17 protein-coding genes are annotated in these 17,504 nt (G+C 57.4%); 14 read left to right on the top strand and 3 right to left on the bottom strand.

The genetic code is table 11. The features are described 5' to 3' along the window. Positions 1-2 precede the first annotated feature (2 nt). The gene (mptB, locus tag L8V01_RS00610; protein ID WP_269945250.1) at positions 3-1,727 is read right to left on the bottom strand and encodes a polyprenol phosphomannose-dependent alpha 1,6 mannosyltransferase MptB; all 1,725 of its coding nucleotides are present in this window, start codon (positions 1,725-1,727) and stop codon (positions 3-5) included. Positions 1,728-1,995: 268 nt separating this feature from the next. On the opposite strand from mptB, the gene L8V01_RS00605 reads away from it, so the two are divergent. From L8V01_RS00605 to L8V01_RS00565, 9 genes are all read left to right on the top strand, one after another. Then, positions 1,996-2,733, top strand: coding sequence for a helix-turn-helix transcriptional regulator (locus L8V01_RS00605; protein WP_269945249.1), 738 nt, complete (start codon positions 1,996-1,998; stop codon positions 2,731-2,733). Further along, positions 2,730-4,169 carry a Fe-S cluster assembly protein SufB gene (gene sufB, locus L8V01_RS00600; RefSeq protein WP_005324837.1) on the top strand — a complete coding sequence of 480 codons (1,440 nt, stop codon included), beginning with the start codon at positions 2,730-2,732 and terminating at the stop codon, positions 4,167-4,169. The genes L8V01_RS00605 and sufB overlap by 4 nt, the downstream gene beginning before the upstream one ends. 5 nt (positions 4,170-4,174) lie before the next feature. After that, positions 4,175-5,329: a Fe-S cluster assembly protein SufD gene (gene sufD, locus L8V01_RS00595; RefSeq protein ID WP_269945248.1), complete on the top strand. Its 1,155-nt coding sequence runs from the start codon at positions 4,175-4,177 to the stop codon at positions 5,327-5,329. Positions 5,330-5,357: 28 nt separating this feature from the next. Further along, a complete protein-coding gene (gene sufC, locus L8V01_RS00590) occupies positions 5,358-6,116 on the top strand; it encodes a Fe-S cluster assembly ATPase SufC (protein WP_259886736.1) in 759 nt (252 codons plus the stop codon). Between the two features lie 45 nt (positions 6,117-6,161). After that, complete coding sequence (locus tag L8V01_RS00585; protein ID WP_269945247.1) at positions 6,162-7,409, top strand: cysteine desulfurase; 1,248 nt, start codon at positions 6,162-6,164, stop codon at positions 7,407-7,409. Then, positions 7,406-7,858: a Fe-S cluster assembly sulfur transfer protein SufU gene (gene sufU / locus L8V01_RS00580; protein ID WP_269945246.1), complete on the top strand. Its 453-nt coding sequence runs from the start codon at positions 7,406-7,408 to the stop codon at positions 7,856-7,858. The genes L8V01_RS00585 and sufU overlap by 4 nt, the downstream gene beginning before the upstream one ends. Next, positions 7,859-8,266, top strand: coding sequence for a metal-sulfur cluster assembly factor (locus L8V01_RS00575; protein ID WP_269945245.1), 408 nt, complete (start codon positions 7,859-7,861; stop codon positions 8,264-8,266). 114 nt (positions 8,267-8,380) lie between these two features. Continuing rightward, entirely contained in the window at positions 8,381-10,012 is a 1,632-nt protein-coding gene (locus tag L8V01_RS00570; protein WP_269945244.1) for an ABC-F family ATP-binding cassette domain-containing protein, read from the top strand. A gap of 6 nt (positions 10,013-10,018) precedes the next feature. Then, positions 10,019-11,341 (top strand): DUF2254 domain-containing protein, encoded by a 1,323-nt coding sequence (locus L8V01_RS00565; RefSeq protein WP_269945243.1) that lies wholly within the window; start codon positions 10,019-10,021, stop codon positions 11,339-11,341. 24 nt (positions 11,342-11,365) lie between these two features. Here L8V01_RS00565 and L8V01_RS00560 read toward each other — a convergent pair whose 3' ends face one another. Both L8V01_RS00560 and L8V01_RS00555 read right to left on the bottom strand, forming a co-directional pair. Continuing rightward, positions 11,366-12,730 (bottom strand): PFL family protein, encoded by a 1,365-nt coding sequence (locus tag L8V01_RS00560; RefSeq protein WP_269945242.1) that lies wholly within the window; start codon positions 12,728-12,730, stop codon positions 11,366-11,368. A 1-nt stretch (position 12,731) separates the two neighbouring features. Further along, positions 12,732-13,001 carry an ACT domain-containing protein gene (locus L8V01_RS00555; protein WP_179386521.1) on the bottom strand — a complete coding sequence of 90 codons (270 nt, stop codon included), beginning with the start codon at positions 12,999-13,001 and terminating at the stop codon, positions 12,732-12,734. A 104-nt stretch (positions 13,002-13,105) separates the two neighbouring features. Between L8V01_RS00555 and L8V01_RS00550 the strand changes: the two genes are divergently transcribed. From L8V01_RS00550 to L8V01_RS00530, 5 genes are all read left to right on the top strand, one after another. Beyond that, positions 13,106-13,780 carry an NAD(P)H-binding protein gene (locus L8V01_RS00550; protein WP_269945241.1) on the top strand — a complete coding sequence of 225 codons (675 nt, stop codon included), beginning with the start codon at positions 13,106-13,108 and terminating at the stop codon, positions 13,778-13,780. Between the two features lie 21 nt (positions 13,781-13,801). Continuing rightward, entirely contained in the window at positions 13,802-14,773 is a 972-nt protein-coding gene (locus tag L8V01_RS00545; RefSeq protein WP_269945240.1) for a nucleoside hydrolase, read from the top strand. A gap of 181 nt (positions 14,774-14,954) precedes the next feature. Beyond that, complete coding sequence (locus L8V01_RS00540; RefSeq protein ID WP_269945876.1) at positions 14,955-15,665, top strand: ECF transporter S component; 711 nt, start codon at positions 14,955-14,957, stop codon at positions 15,663-15,665. Continuing rightward, complete coding sequence (locus L8V01_RS00535; protein WP_269945239.1) at positions 15,665-16,357, top strand: energy-coupling factor transporter transmembrane component T family protein; 693 nt, start codon at positions 15,665-15,667, stop codon at positions 16,355-16,357. Before L8V01_RS00540 ends, L8V01_RS00535 begins: the two co-directional genes overlap by 1 nt. Then, entirely contained in the window at positions 16,348-17,484 is a 1,137-nt protein-coding gene (locus L8V01_RS00530; RefSeq protein ID WP_269945238.1) for an ABC transporter, read from the top strand. Before L8V01_RS00535 ends, L8V01_RS00530 begins: the two co-directional genes overlap by 10 nt. Positions 17,485-17,504 lie beyond the last annotated feature (20 nt).

Below are 17,504 nucleotides of genomic sequence, written 5' to 3'. Positions count from 1 at the left end.
GATTAGTCTAGGACACGGATTCCGCTGCGGTGCACTGCAACCCACCAGAGAGCGGCGATGACAGCGTATGCACAGGCAGCTGACACGTAAATGGCGATGATGGTGCTCGGCGGTAGGCCAAGTCCCCGCGGTAGGACAAAGAAGCTCATCGCTGCAGAATAGGCTACAACGCTGAAACGGAAGATGAGCCGATTGGCCCATGCAGCCAATGGCAGTACCGCCCACAGGATGTACCAAGGGTGGACGACAGGAAAGAAAATAACGAGGACGAGGGAGGCGGTGCCAAGTCCTCCCACGGGGTGAATGCGGCCACGCAAGGTGGCAAAGAGCATGCGGGCCATAAACGCCACGGCCACGAGCACACCAAAAGTACGGGTGACGGTGAGGATGGCTTCGGTGTGATCTCCTAGGCCGAGTAGCATCCCGAAAACCCCCGTTCCCACGCCCACAGCGGTGGAGGTGGAAAGCCATGAGCGAATAGAGGCTGCACCGCCTTGCCCGGTTACCCAGCCCAAGCCGATACCGGTGCACGCGCTAATGAGGGCTACGGTTGCTACCAATACAACGAGCTGTAGGGCAATTGCGCAGGCTAAGGCTTTCCAGCGAGGGGTCCCATTTTTTTCAATGAGATAACGGGCATAAGCCATTCCGACAAACCCCAATCCAATAAAGCCGGTAACTTTGACCATTCCGGCGCACGAGAGGCAAAAGCCGGAGGCAGCAAGTGCTAGGTAGGCACTGCGACGCGATCGCCCCAGCTTGTCGACGCCCCGGAGACCCATCTCCATTCCCACCAACAACAATCCCAGCATGATGGATTCATTATGGATTCCACCCACTAAGTGCAAAATAGTCAACGGGTTGAGAATGCCGAGCCAGAGGGCAGACTCTGGAGATACTCGGCAGCGTCGTGCGAGGCAGCTAATGGCCCAGCCGGCTACGATAATCCCAGCGATAGACAATAGGCGGTGCGCGATAACGCCCAATAAGATGGAGTTAGCAGTAGACAGGCTTACTACTGCGGCTAAACCGAGTGCCACCGGGCCATAAGGGGAAGGGGAATTTGCCCAGATAAATGGCACAGACCGGGCCAGTTTATCGCCAGCGCCCAGTAACTGAACCGGCCCCGCGGAATAGGGATCCATTCCTTGGACCACGATGGAGCCATTAGCCAAATAGGAATAGATATCTTGGGTAAATAGCGGCGCGGTGAAGATCAGTGGAATAACCCAACCGGCCCAAGTGCGCCATAGCTGCTGGGTGGTCACGAGCCTGCGGGCCCGAGTAGGCACAGTGGAGCCCTTCTGTGGCTGGCGAAGGGGCGTGCCCACAAATGGGGCGAGGAAAACCCACGCTGTGACCAAGAGCCCGACTCCGACCATCACTACCGCGGACGATGTTTGCAGCATGCGAGACATAAGCGAACCAAAAGGAACGTTGTCATAAGGGTTGCCCACCACTGGCAAGGCGCCGGCTCCTAAAGCGCCAAAGGCTATGAGTAAGGAGCCAACCGTTCCTACCCAGCGCAGAATGAAAAACGTCCGCCACTGGGCGGTGGTGGTGCGCTTGAGCCCATCAGCGTTGGCGGGCACGAAATCAAAACGGGAATCTGGTTCCGCGGCGCCGGTATCTTCGGCGTGCAGCCGTGCAGTGCGCGACCCTGCGGAACCTAGCTGCGGCAGCTCGGCTTTAATGCCGGTAAGAAAGCCGCGGATTTTCCCTGTCATGGCATAAGACCTTACGCGAGGATTGCGTCCCAACCCCAGCTGGCCCGCCCGCGTGGGCCGCGCAGAGTGGCGAGAAGTGGCGGTGAGGGTAATAGTCACCCCCGTTGCCACGCCGAGGAATGCCCCATGGTGGCATTCCGGAATGAATTAAGGAACACTAGTGTTGTCTAATAAAGAAGGCGCAGTTGGTTTGGCGCGTACTGCCGGTAGAAGGTAAGGCGCGGCAGAGCAGCTGTAAGTGAGTGGAGCACGAAGGGAGGTCCCCGGCATGAGCACACCTCAACGCGCGGAAAAGTCGCCGAAGATGGCGAAAGAAACGCGCACCACGGATGGCGATACTCGCCGCCAAGTCATGTTGCTGCTGCTGAAGGACGGGCCTGTTACTGCTTCCCACCTGGGTGAACGCCTTGGCCTTTCCGCTGCCGGAATCCGTCGGCACTTAGACATCTTGGTGGAAGAGGAACTAACGGAGGTAGTGCGCCGCCGGCCTGCCGCCCGCACTCCAGCGGGTAGCGGTTCCGGTCGCGGACGACCAGCTAAGCACTTTCGCCTCACCGATCGTGGCCGAGCGAAATTTGGTCACGCCTATGATGACTTGGCTTCAGAGGCTTTGACGGCTTTGCGTGCTGTTGGCGGATCTGAAGCCGTAAAGCACTTTGCTAAGGCCCGGTTTGAGCGGCTCGTCGCGGATGTGCGCCCCCTAGTAGAAGAGGGGGAATCCGTGGAAGACGTGGCGCGAAAGCTAGCTGAAGTCTTAGATGAGCACGGTTATGCCGCCACGGTGGACCGCGCCGGCCAGGGAGTGCAAATATGTCAACACCATTGCCCGGTGTCCCACGTGGCCGCTGAGCATCCGGAACTGTGTGAGGCGGAACAGGAAGTCTTTTCCGCTCTATTAGGCAAACATGTACAGCCCTTGGCCTCCATTGCCGGTGGCCACGGAATCTGTACCACGAATATCCCCTTGACACCCGTTAATACCAATACTGAAAGGAGCGAGTCATGACCCAGGCACAATCGGCACCTGAAAACAAGATGACCGATGATGAAATCATCGATTCCATTGGTGCATATGAGTACGGCTGGCACGACTCGGACGCGGCTGGCGCTTCTGCTCGCCGTGGCTTGAACGAAGACGTAGTACGCGATATTTCCGCCAAGAAGGGCGAGCCGGAATGGATGCTCAACCAGCGCCTGAAGGCCCTCAACATCTTTGATAAAAAGCCCGTTCCTACGTGGGGTGCGGATTTGTCTGGCATCGACTTCGACCAGATCAAGTACTACGTAAAGTCCACCGAGGAACAGGCCCAAACCTGGGAAGATCTGCCAGACGATATCAAGGCCACCTACGATAAGCTTGGCATTCCAGAGGCCGAAAAGCAGCGTCTCGTTGCCGGTGTGGCTGCGCAGTACGAGTCCGAGGTGGTCTACCACCAGATCCGTGAGGACCTGGAAAGCCAGGGCGTCATCTTCGTCGATACTGATACGGCACTGCGTGACTACCCTGAGCTTTTCAAGGAGTACTTCGGCACCGTTATCCCGGCCGGAGACAATAAGTTTTCCGCGCTGAACTCCGCTGTGTGGTCCGGTGGCTCCTTTATCTACGTGCCCAAGGGCGTGCACGTAGATATTCCATTGCAGGCTTACTTCCGCATTAACACGGAGAACATGGGCCAGTTTGAGCGCACCCTCATTATCGTTGATGAGGACGCTTATGTGCACTACGTCGAGGGCTGTACCGCTCCTATCTACAAGTCTGACTCCCTTCACTCCGCGGTAGTGGAGATCATCGTGAAGAAGGGCGGCCGCTGCCGCTATACCACCATTCAGAACTGGTCTAGCAACGTCTACAACTTGGTGACCAAGCGCACCAAGGTAGAAGAAGGCGGCACCATGGAATGGGTTGACGGCAATATTGGTTCTAAGGTCACTATGAAGTACCCGGCCGTATGGATGACCGGTCCTTACGCCAAGGGCGAGGTTCTTTCCGTTGCCTTTGCTGGTGAGAACCAGTTCCAGGATACGGGCGCCAAGATGACGCACATGGCTCCGCACACCTCTTCCAATATCGTGTCTAAGTCGGTAGCTCGTGCCGGTGGCCGCGCCGCGTACCGCGGCTTGGTGCAGGTTAATCAAAACGCGCACCATTCCACCTCTAACGTAGAGTGCGATGCGCTGCTGGTGGACAACATTTCGCGCTCGGACACATACCCGTATAACGACATCCGCAATGATCACGTCACCCTAGGCCACGAGGCAACTGTTTCCCAGGTTTCTGAGGAGCAGCTGTTCTACCTGATGTCTCGCGGCATTGCGGAAGAAGAAGCAATGGCAATGATCGTGCGCGGCTTCGTCGAGCCTATTGCCAAGGAGCTGCCGATGGAGTACGCCCTCGAGCTCAACCGCCTCATCGAACTGCAAATGGAAGGATCGGTCGGCTAAAGAAAATGGTCGCTTCGAACGAATTCAACCCGGATAAGATCACCAAGGGTGACGTCTTTACCTCCACCAACGTGGAGGATTTCCCGGTGCCGCACGGCCGTGATGAGGTGTGGCGCTTTGTTTCGCTGCGCAGACTGCGTGGCTTGCACAATGGGGAATTCGCTGAGGCAGTGGCACAGGATGTCACCGTCAGCGAGCACCCTGGCGTAAGCTCCGAGACCGTCACTCGTGATGATAAGCGCTTGGGCCGTGTGGGTACTCCCTCTGACCGCGTTGCTGCACAGGCATGGACCTCCATGCCTGAAGGTCAGGTTGTCACCATTGATGCAGAGGCTCAGGTAGAAGAGCCCATCGTTATTACCTACACCGGCAAGGGCGAGGGTGTGACTTCCTTTGGCGCCACCTCCATTGAGGTAGGCCACCACGCGGAAGCTACCGTCATTTTGAAGTATGTCGGCTCCGGCACCCACGCGGATAACGTCGAATTCATTGTAGGAGATGGCGCCCACTTAACCGTTGTCGTTGACGTTGATTGGGAAGACGATGCGGTTCACCTGTCCAACCACGTGGCCCAGCTCGGTCGCGACTCCGTGCTGCGCCATAACTCCGCCATCTTCGGCGGCGAAGTAGTACGCATTGTGCCGCGCGTGAACTTCACCGAGCAGGGCGGCGACGCAGAGCTGCTGGGCGTGTACTTCGCTGACGAAGGCCAGTACTTTGAGAACCGCATGCTGGTGGATCACTCCGTTCCTAATTGCCGCTCCCACGTGCTGTATAAGGGCGCGCTGCAGGGCACTAAGGAAAATGAAGCCCGCACCTGCTGGGTAGGTGATGTTCTCATCCGCTCCAATGCACAGGGCACCGATACTTACGAGACCAATAACAACCTGATCCTGACCGAGGGCGCTCGCGCGGACGCAATCCCTAACTTGGAGATTGAAACCGGTGAAATCACCGGCGCTGGCCACGCAGCCACCGTTGGTCGCTTCGATGACATCGAATTGTTCTACTTGATGTCTCGCGGCATTCCAGAGGCTGAAGCCCGCCGCCTCATTATTCGTGGCTTCTTCAATGAGGTCATCCACCGCATCCCGGTGCAGTCCCTGTCTGAGGAATTGGAAAACCGCATTTCCGAAGAACTGGAAAAGATCTCCGCCTAAAGCTTTCATAGAAGGAAACCCACACATTATGTCTACTCTGGAAATTAAGAACCTCCACGCCCAGGTGCTGCCGACGGAAGAAGGCGGCGAGCCGAAGGAAATCCTCAAGGGCGTCAACCTGACCATTAACTCCGGTGAAATTCACGCCATCATGGGCCCGAACGGCTCAGGCAAGTCCACCTTGTCCTACACCATTGCTGGCCACCCAAAGTACGAGGTCACTGAGGGTGAGGTGCTTCTCGATGGCGAAAACCTGTTGGACATGCCCGTCGACGAGCGCGCCCGCGCCGGTCTCTTCCTAGCGATGCAGTACCCAACTGAGGTACCGGGCGTCAAGGTCTCCCAGTTCATGCGTTCCGCCGTCACCTCGATCCGCGGTGAAGCACCGAAGCTGCGTGAATGGAACAAGGAACTTACTCAGGCTCGCGAGAACCTGAAGATTGATAAGTCCTTCATCTCCCGCTCCGTCAACGAAGGCTTCTCCGGTGGCGAGAAAAAGCGCCACGAGGTTATGCAGCTCGATATCCTCAAGCCGAAGTTCGCAGTTATGGACGAGACCGACTCCGGCCTAGACGTTGATGCATTGCGCATCGTTTCTGAGGGAATCAACAGCTACCAGAAGGAAACCAATGGTGGCATCTTGATGATTACCCACTACAAGCGCATCCTGAACTACGTTAAGCCGGACTTTGTGCACGTCTTTGCAGACGGTCAAGTCATCAAGACCGGTGGCGCTGAATTGGCAGATCAGCTCGAGTCTGACGGCTACGACCAGTTCCTGAAGTAAGGACCGACCACGGGCCGGTCAACCGCGACTATCTAAAGAAGATTCATGACTGGATTTGATGTAAACGCAATTAGGGAGCAGTTCCCGATCCTCCAGCGCACTGTGCGTGGCGATAAGCCACTGGCGTATCTGGATTCGGGCGCTACTTCCCAGCGCCCGCTGCCGGTATGGAAGGCGGAGGAGGAGTTTGTGCTGCACACGAACGCCCCTGTCCACCGCGGTTCCTACCAGCTGGCGGAAGAGGCCGATGACGCCTACGAGTCCGCGCGACAAGCTATCGCCGCATTCATAGGTGCGGACCGCGACGAGATCGCCTTTACGAAAAACGCCACTGAGGCCCTAAATGAAGTTGCCTATGTGCTTAGCGACGAGCGTGCGGGTGACCTTTACGTGGGCGAGGGCGATACCGTTGTGATAACTGAGTTGGAACACCACGCCAACTTGGTGCCATGGCAGGAGCTATGTGCTCGCACCGGCGCTACGTTGAAATGGTATTCCATGACCGAAGATGGCCGTATCGATCTTGATTCGCTCGAGCTCGATGATTCGGTCAAGGTCGTTGCGTTTACCCACCAGTCCAATGTCACTGGCGCGGTGGCGGACGTTGATGAGCTGGTGCGCCGTGCTCGTGCGGTAGGCGCCATGGTTGTCTTGGATGCCTGCCAGTCGGTGCCTCATATGGCGGTAGATTTCCACGCCTTGGATGTGGACTTCGCGGCCTTTTCCGGCCATAAGATGTGCGGTCCTAACGGCGTTGGCGTGCTGTACGGCAAGGAGGAATTGTTCAAGAAGCTCCCGCCTTTCCTGACCGGTGGCTCCATGATTGAGATCGTCAAGATGGAAGAGACCTCCTTTGCCAAGCCGCCGACACGCTTTGAGGCGGGCACGCAGATGACCAGCCAAGTGGTTGGTCTTGGCGCCGCGGTAAAATTCTTGGACGAGGTGGGCATGGATAATATCCACGCGCACGAAAAGAAGCTAACCGAGCGCGCCTTGCGCCAGCTCAAGGAAATCCCCGGTCTGCGCATTATTGGTCCAGTGGACACTGAAAATCGTGGTGGTGCTATTTCCTTTACCGTGGAAGGTGTTCACCCGCACGACTTGGGCCAGGTTCTTGATGACCATGGTGTGTCCATTCGCGTTGGACACCATTGTGCGTGGCCATTGCACCGTGCCTGTGGGGCACAGTCCACCGCTCGCGCTAGCTTCTACCTCTATAACACCGAGGAAGAGGTAGATAAGCTAGTGGAAGCAATCAAGGTCGCCCGCGAATTCTTTGGAGTTGCCTCATGAACCTAGATTCCATGTACCAGGACGTCATCCTGGATCACTATAAGAACCCCCAGCATGCTGGCCTGAGGGAGCCGTATCAAGCAGAGGTTCATCACGTGAATCCTTCTTGCGGCGATGAGCTGACCTTGCGCGTTCGTCTATCTGAGGATGGCAAGACCGTAGAGGACGTCTCCTATGATGCGGAAGGCTGCTCCATTTCGCAGGCTTCTACCTCGGTTATGGCGGAGGAAATCGTTGGGCTGTCCCTTGCGGAAGCCAATGAGAAGCTGGCAGAGTTTGAAAGGATGATCACCTCTCGCGGCAAGGAAGAAGGCGATGAAGACCTTATTGGTGATGGCGTTGCCTTCGCCGGAGTATCCCAGTACCCAGCGCGCGTAAAGTGCGCGCTCCTCGGATGGAAGGCCTTCCAGGCCGCTTCCGCCGATGCACTAACTGAAGTGGAGAATTAGATGACCGATCCCGTAGATCCTTATCAGAATGAGAACTCTTCATTCTCCGGCAGCGGCGAGCGGCCGGAGCAGACCGAAGAGCAGATTTCTAAAGCCTTTGATGTCACCGAATTCATGCGTGACGTTATTGACCCCGAGCTCGGCATTAACGTTGTTGACTTGGGCCTTGTCTATGACCTCTGGTTTGAAGTAGACAACGGCAAGGAAATTGTCATGATTAACATGACTTTGACCTCGCCGGCCTGCCCACTGACCGATGTTATTGCGGAACAAGTGGAAGACATCGTCAAGGCCAATAAGCTGGCCGACGCCGTCCGCATTAACTGGGTATGGATGCCGCCATGGGGCCCGCAGATGATTACTGAGGAGGGCCGCGAGCAGCTTCAGGCCCTCGGCTTCGCGGTCTAAGATCGCGCACTATGCACTCGCCCCCAACAGCGCTTTTCCCGGTCTAGGGAAACAGCTGTTGGGGGTGTTAGCGTGTCTTAGCGTCAGCGCAGTCAATTGCTAGACTATTTCTTCGTGATTGTAACCAATGATTTCGAAGTCAGGGTAGGAGCTCGCACGCTTCTCGACGCCCCCGGGCAGCACCTGCGCGTGCAGCCCGGCGACCGCATTGGCCTCATCGGCCGCAATGGTGCTGGCAAGACGACGACTATGCGCATTTTGGCAGGGGAGACGGAGCCCTATGGCGGCTCTGTAACTCGCTCGGGCCCCATTGGTTATCTCCCCCAAGATTCCCGCGAAGGAAATATCGAGCAGACAGCGCGCGAGCGCGTTCTCTCCGCACGCGGTTTGGATGATCTAAAGCGCCGAATGGCCAAGCAACAAGAGCTCATGGAATCGGCCACGGACGATAAATTCCGGGACAAGGCCATTCGGAAGTACTCCCGCTTGGAGGAACAGTTTGAGTCCCTAGGCGGCTATGAGGCCGATTCCGAGTGTGCGCAGATCTGCGATAACTTGGGCCTGCCGCAGCGCGTGCTGGATCAACAACTCAAGACCCTCTCGGGCGGCCAACGCCGCCGTGTGGAACTGGCGCAGATCCTATTTGCCGCGACCGAAGGCTCCGGCAAATCCCAGACCACGCTGCTTCTAGATGAGCCAACTAACCACCTCGATGCGGATTCGATTGTGTGGCTGCGCCAATTCCTCTCCAAGCACGAGGGCGGGCTTATTATGATTTCCCACGATGTCGAGTTGCTGGAGGCTGTGTGCAATAAGGTGTGGTTCCTTGACGCGGTCCGTGGCGAGGCTGACGTGTACAACATGGGCTATAAGAAATACCTCGATGCCCGAGCCACGGATGAAGCGCGGCGTCGCCGAGAACGGGCGAATGCCGAAAAGAAGGCTTCTGCACTGCAAAAGCAGGCTGCTAAGCTGGGCGCCAAGGCAACCAAGGCCGCTGCGGCCAAGCAAATGCTCCACCGTGCTGAACGCATGATGAATGAGCTTGATGAGGTCCGCGTGGCCGATAAGGTCGCCAATATTAAATTCCCCGAGCCAGCCCCGTGTGGCAAAACCCCCATGAATGCCAAGGGGCTGACCAAAATGTATGGCTCGCTTGAGGTCTTTGTGGGCGTAGACCTCGCTATCGACAAGGGCTCTAGAGTGGTCGTCCTCGGCTACAACGGTGCAGGTAAGACCACCCTGTTGAAGTTGCTGGCCGGTGTGGAAAGAACCGACGGTGAGGGCGGAATCGTCAGCGGCCACGGCCTGCGCATCGGCTATTTCGCACAGGAACATGACACCATCGATCCGGATAAGTCCGTCTGGCAGAACACCATTGATGCTTGCCCGGATGCGGATCAGCAGGAATTGCGCAGCCTGCTTGGTGCCTTCATGTTCTCCGGCGATAAGCTCGAACAACCCGCTGGAACTCTATCCGGTGGTGAGAAAACCCGCTTGTCTTTGGCCGCGCTAGTCTCTAGCCGCGCGAATGTACTGCTATTAGACGAGCCAACTAATAACTTGGACCCCATCTCGCGCGAGCAGGTGCTCGACGCCCTTAAAACGTACACAGGAGCTGTGGTGCTGGTGACCCACGATCCGGGTGCGGTGAAGGCTTTGGACCCAGAACGCGTGATTATCATGCCCGATGGTGATGAAGACTTGTGGTCCGATGACTACATGGAGATCGTGGAGCTAGCTTAGGAACCCATGAAGACGCTGCTGGAGAGGATGCCCGCTTGGCGGGAGAAGTTTTGGCTGATCCCGGCCGTAGCGGTGGCTATCGCGGCCGCAGGCGCTGAGTTACTCATCGCAATAGACAGCAGTTTTGACGTGGGCGCGACGCCCTTTTATGACGGAAGCGCAGATAGCGCGCAAGGGATCTTGAGCGCGGTAGCAACCTCCTCGCTTTCTCTGGCCGGCACCGTCTTTTTCATCACCTTGACCGCGCTGTCTGGCGTCGTCACGGTAATGGGTCCGCGCCTTTTGCACGAGTTCTTAAAAGACCGCTCCATCCAATCTACTTTGGCGATCTACCTTGCCACCTTTATCTTTGCCCTGTTGTCCCTACGCGCGGTGCGCACTGGGAGCGATGGGGAAGGAGAGCACGTTCCTTCCTTGAATGTGGCCGTGACAGTTCTGTTGGCCCTGGCCTGTGTAGTTTTTCTTATCTACTTCATCGTGCATATTGCGCAATCGATTAGCATGTCTCACGTCGTCCACGTGGTTGCCCAGGACGTGGAGAACCATATGCGCCGGCTGATCCAGCGGGGTGAGGAGGAAAAGATAGCCGACGCACCGGGGCCGGAATTCTACGAGGGAGCAGAACAGGGTCGCAGCAGCCAGACCGGTTACCTGAAATTCGTTGATTATGACGCCATTGCGCAGGCAGCAGCGCAAGAGGATTGTGCGGTGCACCTTGGCGTGGCTCCGGGTGATCTAGTGCTTGAAGGGGAGGTCATAGCGCATGGAGCGCCGCACTTGCCAGAGGATATTGAACGCCATATTGTGCTCACACAGCACCGCGAAAATGCCTCGGCTCATGATCCACGGTTTACCGCCCGGCACCTAGCGGAAATCGCCGCGCGAGCATTGAGTACGGGTGTTAATGACCCATTTACGGTAATCGATATCATCGACCGCTTTACCCAAATCCTTACCGTCATAGGGGATAACCGGCTACCGCAGGGCATCGTGCATGTTGATGGCGCGTTCCGGCTCGACTATCAAACTTTCAGCTACGAGGAAATTGTGGAGGCAATGTTTGCGCAGATTCGGCGCGATGCAGCCGATAATGCAGAGATTTACCTCAGCATGCTGGATAATTTGGCTAAGGTTGTGGCCCTCTTGCGCACTGCAGAGCGCCGGAGCGTGCTTGCCGATGCCGCCCGAGCCATCCACTCCGATGCCTGCCGCCAAGTTGGCGGCGAAGTAGAGCTCGCGCAGTTAAAGTCCTCCTACGAGCACTTCCAAGCCAACCTAGCCGCGTGGGCGGAATCCGAAAATCCAGGCGAAGAGCACGCCGCCAGCTAGGCCGCGGCGCGCTTGCCGCTGGCCCTAATTGCGGAATCCATGCACCGGGGCAGGAATGAAGCCGCCGCGGTTAATGAACTGCGCATTGCCCACCTGGTTGACAGGGATGACGGGTGCGTAGCCCAGCAGGCCGCCGAAGCTGACTTCGTCGCCTACCTGCGCACCAGGCACTGGGATGACGCGCACTGCGGTGGTCTTATGGTTCATCACGCCGATGGCGGCCTCATCAGCAATCATGCCCGAGATCGTCGCGGCCGAGGTATCGCCCGGCAGAGCAATCATGTCAAAGCCCACCGAACAAATGGCGGTCATGGCCTCCAACTTATTCATAGAGATAGAGCCGGACTTGACCGCATCAATCATGCCCTTGTCCTCGGAGACGGGGATGAAAGATCCGGACAGTCCGCCAACCCGGGAACACGCCATCATACCGCCCTTCTTAACGGCGTCGTTAAGCAATGCCAAGGCCGCGGTGGTGCCGTGGGTGCCCACTTGGTCAAGGCCCATATGCTCAAGGATGTGGGCAACTGAATCGCCCAACTCGGCCGTGGGGGCAAGCGAAAGGTCGATGATGCCGAAGGGCACTCCAAGGCGCTCAGAGGCCATGGTGCCTACCAGCTGCCCGGCGCGAGTGATCTTGAAGGCAGCCTTCTTCACCTCTTCCGCAACTTGGTCCAAGCTGGCTCCCTCGAGCGAACCCAAAGCGCGGTCGACGACGCCCGGGCCAGATACACCGACGGAGACCACGCAATCGGGCTCTTCAATGCCGTGGAAGGCGCCGGCCATGAAGGGGTTATCTCCCACGGAGTTGGCAAAGACCACGAGCTTGGCGCACGCGATGGCGGAATCGTCTTTGGTCAGCTCGGCAGCTTCCTTGATGACCTCGCCCATTTTCTTCGCCGCATCCATGTTGATGCCGGCGCGGGAGCTAGCGATATTTACAGAGGAACAGACGACGTCGGTAGTTGCTAGCGCCTCGGGAATGGAGCTGATGAGTTTCTGCTCCGCGGTCGTGGCGCCCTTTTCTACCAAAGCGGAGTAGCCGCCCACGAAATTGACGCCTACCACCTTGGCAGCCTTGTCCAAGGCTTTCGCGGCGTCGACGGGGTTTCCTTCTACGCCGGCTACCACCAAGGAAATGGGGGTTACGGAAATGCGCTTATTCACGATGGGGATGCCCAGCTCGCCCTCGATGCCTTCACACACCTCAACTAAGCGCCCTGCCTGTTGAGTGACTCGGTCGTAGATTGCTTGGCACGTGGCTTCCATGGTGGTCCGGGTGCATCCGAGGAGCGAGATGCCCATGGTTACGGTGCGGATATCGAGACGATAATTCTCAATCATCTCGATGGTGTCCAAGATATTGGTGGTATTAAATCGCGTACTCATATTAAATTTCGTTCATCGCGGTGAAAAGGTCTTCGGACTGGATGCGGATGGACTGATGCTTTTCCTCCGCAACGGGGCGCATACGCTCTTTGATGGTTTGGATGGAGACCTTGTCTGCATCGAATTCGACGCGGAGGATCATGGTGAAATAGCCGCCCATGAGCGTCTGGGAGACGTCGATGACGTTGATATCGAGTTCTGCAAGGGTAGTGGTCACGGCGGCGATGATGCCGGTGCTATCGGCGCCGGTAACGGTCATAATGGCATACATGCACGCAATTCTATCTGCTTGTACTAGTCACCGTGGCCATTTATGGGAGCTGCTCGGATAGAGGCGTCTGCAGGTTTGAGGAGTCGTTGTTACGGTGGGAAAGTATGACTGATAAAAAGAAGATTCTGTACATCGGAGGACACGGAAAGGTCGGACTTCTGACCGCCCCAAAGTTGGTGGAAGCCGGCCACGAGGTCCATTCACTTATTCGTAACCCTGAGCAGAAGGCAGATATTGAAAAGCTCGGGGCGACGCCCGTTGTGGCAGATATTACAGAGCAGTCAGCTGAACAATGGGCGGAGCTTTTCGCCGATTATGATGCTGTTGTCTGGGGTGCTGGCAATGGCGGCCGCGGTGGAGCAGACCTCACCTGGGCCGTGGACCGAGATGGTGCCTTGGCTACCCTCGACGCGATGGAAAAGCTGGAGCAAGAGGGGAAGAAGTTGCCCTCCTACCTGATGATTTCTTATGTCGGCTCCCAGGAAGCGACCACGGATCCCGCCGATGAAAAGTGGTATGCCTACGTTGAGTCGAAGAAGGAAGTAGACAACCGTTTGGTTAAGGCCGATTACCCCCATCTCATCCTCAAGCCTGCGATGCTGACCGAAGAACGGGCACAGGGACTGGAGCTGATCGAGGACAAGATGCTGCAAGAGTCCATGACTTCTTCGCGCGAGCTGGTTGCGGACGTTATCGTCGAAGCCCTCGGCCGCGACAGCCTGCCGGAGTCGCCTATCGCCTTTGTCGATGGCAAAGACCCGGTAAGCTCCATCAAGTAAGGCGCTAGACTGGCTGGCATTATGACTGCCTCGCGACCAGTTGTACTTATTGATTGTGATCCCGGCATCGATGATTGCCTCGCCCTGATGTACTTAGCGGGCCTGCATCATGCCGGTGAGATCGAGCTGGTGGGCGTTACCACCACGGCCGGCAATGTCGAAGCGGACCAAACTGCGGCCAATGCCCGCTGGATCCTGGATCTGTGCTCGCTTTCCCAAGTCCCCGTAGCCCCCGGCCTGCCTCAGCCCCTCAAGGTGGAACTTACTACAACCCCAGAGACCCACGGCCCGACAGGACTGGGCTACGCGACCGCCCCCGCTCCCGCTACCGAGCCGCTCCACCGTGATTGGCGCCAGGTATGGGAAGAAGCCTTAGCCGCCCATGACGATCTGCAACTTATCGTCACCGGGCCGGTCACCAACCTAGCCGCGTTCGAAGAAACCCATAGCAAGGCTGCCGCACGGTTCGGCGCCATCACGATCATGGGTGGGGCAGTGAACTATCGCGGAAACACCACGCCAACTGCCGAGTGGAACTTTTGGGTTGATCCACACGCCGCTGCTCAACACTTTCGTTCTACCGCCCCACAAGTTCCCACCACGCTGTGTTCCCTTGAAGTAACGGAACAGTTTCTCCTCACCCCGCAGCGCCTAGGAGAGGTTATGGAATTGTTGGGGCAGCACCCCGCAGCAGAATTTTTGCCGGACGTGCTGCGATTCTATTTTGAATTCCATCAGGAGCAAGGAGAGGGCTATCAAGCACAGATTCACGATCTTTTGACCTGCATGATTGCTCTGGGGCGCATCAACTATAAAGCGGCCGAGACCACCGTTGCCGTTGAAGCGGACTCGCCGCTGTTGCGGGGGACAAGCGTTGCGGATTTGCGCAACCATTGGGGCCGTGCCCATAACGCGCGACTGGTAACTGCTGCTGACATTGAGGCTGCACACCAAGAATTCGCGCGGGGATTTACGCTTTTGGCTTCGCATTAGTGGCATTTAACAAGCAGAACCTCTACTATTATCCGCGGCGCACGTGCCGTGCGAGGCCGCTTTCCGAGGTGACATAGGAAAGTAGCACCACCCGCGGTTGGCGTTTACTCTGCCCTTTTTCGGTATTTGGATTTGGACTATTATTGTGTCACAGCTTTCTCTCACCCCTGCGCGCAAGGCCATGCTCATCGCGGGTGCACTTGTTGTCACCGCAACGTGGATCTACCTCGTACTTTTGCGGCCAACGGACTGGGAATCCGTAGCAGGTTCGACCGAAGCACTCATTACCCTCGCCGGCTACCTCATTGGCGCTGCGCTCCTTCTAGCTGGCACCGTCCCGGCGCTACCGGCGCGAACCATCGCCATTATCCCTGTGGCACTAGTACTCAATATTGTCGTCGGTGAAATCATCGGTTCTATCGGCATTCCCCTCTATATCGATTCCGTGGGAACTGTCCTGGTAGCCGCGCTCGCCGGCCCCATCGCTGGCTTAGCTACCGGCACGTTGTCCTCCGTCGTATGGGGACTACTCAACCCTGCCGCCTTGCCCTTCGCTGCAGCGTCCGCCGCCACGGGGTTCCTTTCCGGATTGATCATCAAGAAGGGCGCATTCACCAAGGTATGGTGGGTTGTCCTCGGCGGTGCTATTATCGGCATCATCTCCGGCATGCTCGCCGCCCCAGTGGCCGCGTTTGTCTATGGTGGCACCGCGGGTCTAGGTACGGGCGCGGTCGTCTCGCTCTTCCGAGAGCTAGGCAATTCCCTCATCGCCTCGGTCACGCTACAGTCCTTTATCTCGGATCCCCTGGATAAGGCACTGGTTTTCCTCATCGTCTGGGCGTCGGTAAAGGCATTGCCGCAACGCACCCGGGAATCGCTCCAGCCACGCTAATGCAAAGCCTCCATCCCGCCACCGTAGTCACCATGGCGGCCTGCGGCTGGTTCCTTACTTTGGCGCTGAATACCCCGGTGGCGTCGGCAAGCGTGGCACTCATCGCTCTTGCGTGCGGTACTGCCTCTACCCGCAATGCCTCCGTGATTTTGACAACGGTGGCGCTGAGCACGCCAGCGGCCCTTTCGATGCTGGTTATCCATGCCCCCTATGGTGATCACCAGGTGCTCCCGCTGATTACTGCTGACGGCCTGGCGCTTGCCGGCAACCTCACCTTAAGATTTTGTGCCCTTATGTCCTGCTTCATCGCAGCCATGGCAGCGCTTCGCATTGCTGATATCGCCAAATGGCTGCAAGTTTCCCGCGCTGGCCATAAGGTGGCGTATATCGTTGGAGCCTCCCTCCAAACCCTGCCCCAAGGCGCGCACGCGTGGTGCTGCGTCCGGGAAGCTAATCAACTAGCCGGCATCTCCGTGACCTGGCGCAATACCATCTCGCGTGTCATTGTTCCCGTAATCGCCCGCCTCCTTACCCAAGGAACCCAACGCGGTCAGGCCTTGGCCGCCGTCGGGTTCGACCAGGAAGGGCAACGTAGTCTGCTGCGACCCGTTGCCGATACCATGGTCTCCCGTGTCTTACGCCTTGTCATTCCGTTAATTAGCCTTGTGGTGGTGATTGCTAAATGGACCTAGCCCGCATTCAACCCACTCCTGGGTCGATCTATCAGGTACTTGTTGAGCCATCCAAAGCTGTAGAAGACGTTGCCGCACAGCTAGCGGAAGACCTATCAACCGAGGCCATCATCGGCACGGATGCCTCAGCACAGATTAGCTTTCTTCGTGAAACCTGCATGGAAGAAGTAGTCCTAGGTCTCGAAAACGCCGGCGTGCCTGCTGCTGAGATGCAACTCCGTGGGGAGCGAATGCTTTGCGCAGTGGGGCTTTCTGACTATTGCGAACACAACCCAACGCAGCTTTCTGGTGGCCAAACTCGCAGGTTAGCAGCAGCCACTGTGGCCATCCGCGAACCGGAAATCGTGATTGTATGTGAACCTGCAGCCGGGCTTGACTCTGAGTCGCGCGCGCAAATGGTTCGCCTTTTGCAGGCAATGCCGCATTCCTGCATCATTTCTGTGTCGAGTACTTCCTGGCCAGAATTGGGCGGAAAAATCATTGGAAGAGAACCTTTCGTAAGGCCCGTCGAGCTGCCGCGGATTTCTCCGACTGGCCGGACGGGGAGCATAGGTCCGTTGACGGCCCGCCGGGGTGCAGCGAAAAAGAAGTGGTGGCAATTTAGCCAACCCACTGGAATTGCCTTTAGCGTCGGCCCAGTAGAAATCCCCATCGCGGAATCAGGGGTGACCTGGCTGCGCGGTGATAATGGCAGCGGCAAGACTACGCTCCTGCGCGCCGCCGCCGGGCTCGATGGAGCAGGAGTCGTACGGAATACACCAGCTCTTGCCCTGCAATCGCCGTTTGACCAGGCGGTATTTTCCACGGTGGAGCAATTCGTCCCCGATGCAACCTTGTGCGACCTGCTGGGATTAAATCCTGCAGATCACCCTCTCGATTTATCATCGTCTCGCCTGCGCCTTGCGCAAGTTGCTCACGTCATAGGGCAGCACCGCCAGAAGGTACTGCTCGACGAGCCAGATACCTTGCTTTCTGCTGCGGACCGGGGGTTAATGCACCAACTAATCCACTACGCGCTGCAGTCCGGTAGTGCCTTGGTGGTTGCCTGCCACGACCCAAAGTTTATGGCGGAAATATCAACTTATGCCCAAGTCGAAGAGAAGGTATTGCCGGCGCCACAGTGCTGAGCGAATGCAAAAATGCTCTC

This window comes from Corynebacterium curieae (assembly GCF_027570035.1).
Classification (GTDB): Bacteria; Actinomycetota; Actinomycetes; order Mycobacteriales; family Mycobacteriaceae; genus Corynebacterium; species Corynebacterium curieae.
Note: the sequence above shows the minus strand (reverse complement) of the source record. Positions and strands in the feature narration are given on the sequence as shown.

Coding starts and splice junctions, on each gene's coding strand:
- mptB (WP_269945250.1), bottom strand. CDS start 1,727: ATGACAGGGAAAATCCGCGGCTTTCTTACCGGCATTAAAGCCGAGCTG.
- L8V01_RS00605 (WP_269945249.1), top strand. CDS start 1,996: ATGAGCACACCTCAACGCGCGGAAAAGTCGCCGAAGATGGCGAAAGAA.
- sufB (WP_005324837.1), top strand. CDS start 2,730: ATGACCCAGGCACAATCGGCACCTGAAAACAAGATGACCGATGATGAA.
- sufD (WP_269945248.1), top strand. CDS start 4,175: ATGGTCGCTTCGAACGAATTCAACCCGGATAAGATCACCAAGGGTGAC.
- sufC (WP_259886736.1), top strand. CDS start 5,358: ATGTCTACTCTGGAAATTAAGAACCTCCACGCCCAGGTGCTGCCGACG.
- L8V01_RS00585 (WP_269945247.1), top strand. CDS start 6,162: ATGACTGGATTTGATGTAAACGCAATTAGGGAGCAGTTCCCGATCCTC.
- sufU (WP_269945246.1), top strand. CDS start 7,406: ATGAACCTAGATTCCATGTACCAGGACGTCATCCTGGATCACTATAAG.
- L8V01_RS00575 (WP_269945245.1), top strand. CDS start 7,859: ATGACCGATCCCGTAGATCCTTATCAGAATGAGAACTCTTCATTCTCC.
- L8V01_RS00565 (WP_269945243.1), top strand. CDS start 10,019: ATGAAGACGCTGCTGGAGAGGATGCCCGCTTGGCGGGAGAAGTTTTGG.
- L8V01_RS00560 (WP_269945242.1), bottom strand. CDS start 12,730: ATGAGTACGCGATTTAATACCACCAATATCTTGGACACCATCGAGATG.
- L8V01_RS00555 (WP_179386521.1), bottom strand. CDS start 13,001: ATGTATGCCATTATGACCGTTACCGGCGCCGATAGCACCGGCATCATC.
- L8V01_RS00550 (WP_269945241.1), top strand. CDS start 13,106: ATGACTGATAAAAAGAAGATTCTGTACATCGGAGGACACGGAAAGGTC.
- L8V01_RS00545 (WP_269945240.1), top strand. CDS start 13,802: ATGACTGCCTCGCGACCAGTTGTACTTATTGATTGTGATCCCGGCATC.
- L8V01_RS00540 (WP_269945876.1), top strand. CDS start 14,955: ATGCTCATCGCGGGTGCACTTGTTGTCACCGCAACGTGGATCTACCTC.
- L8V01_RS00535 (WP_269945239.1), top strand. CDS start 15,665: ATGCAAAGCCTCCATCCCGCCACCGTAGTCACCATGGCGGCCTGCGGC.
- L8V01_RS00530 (WP_269945238.1), top strand. CDS start 16,348: ATGGACCTAGCCCGCATTCAACCCACTCCTGGGTCGATCTATCAGGTA.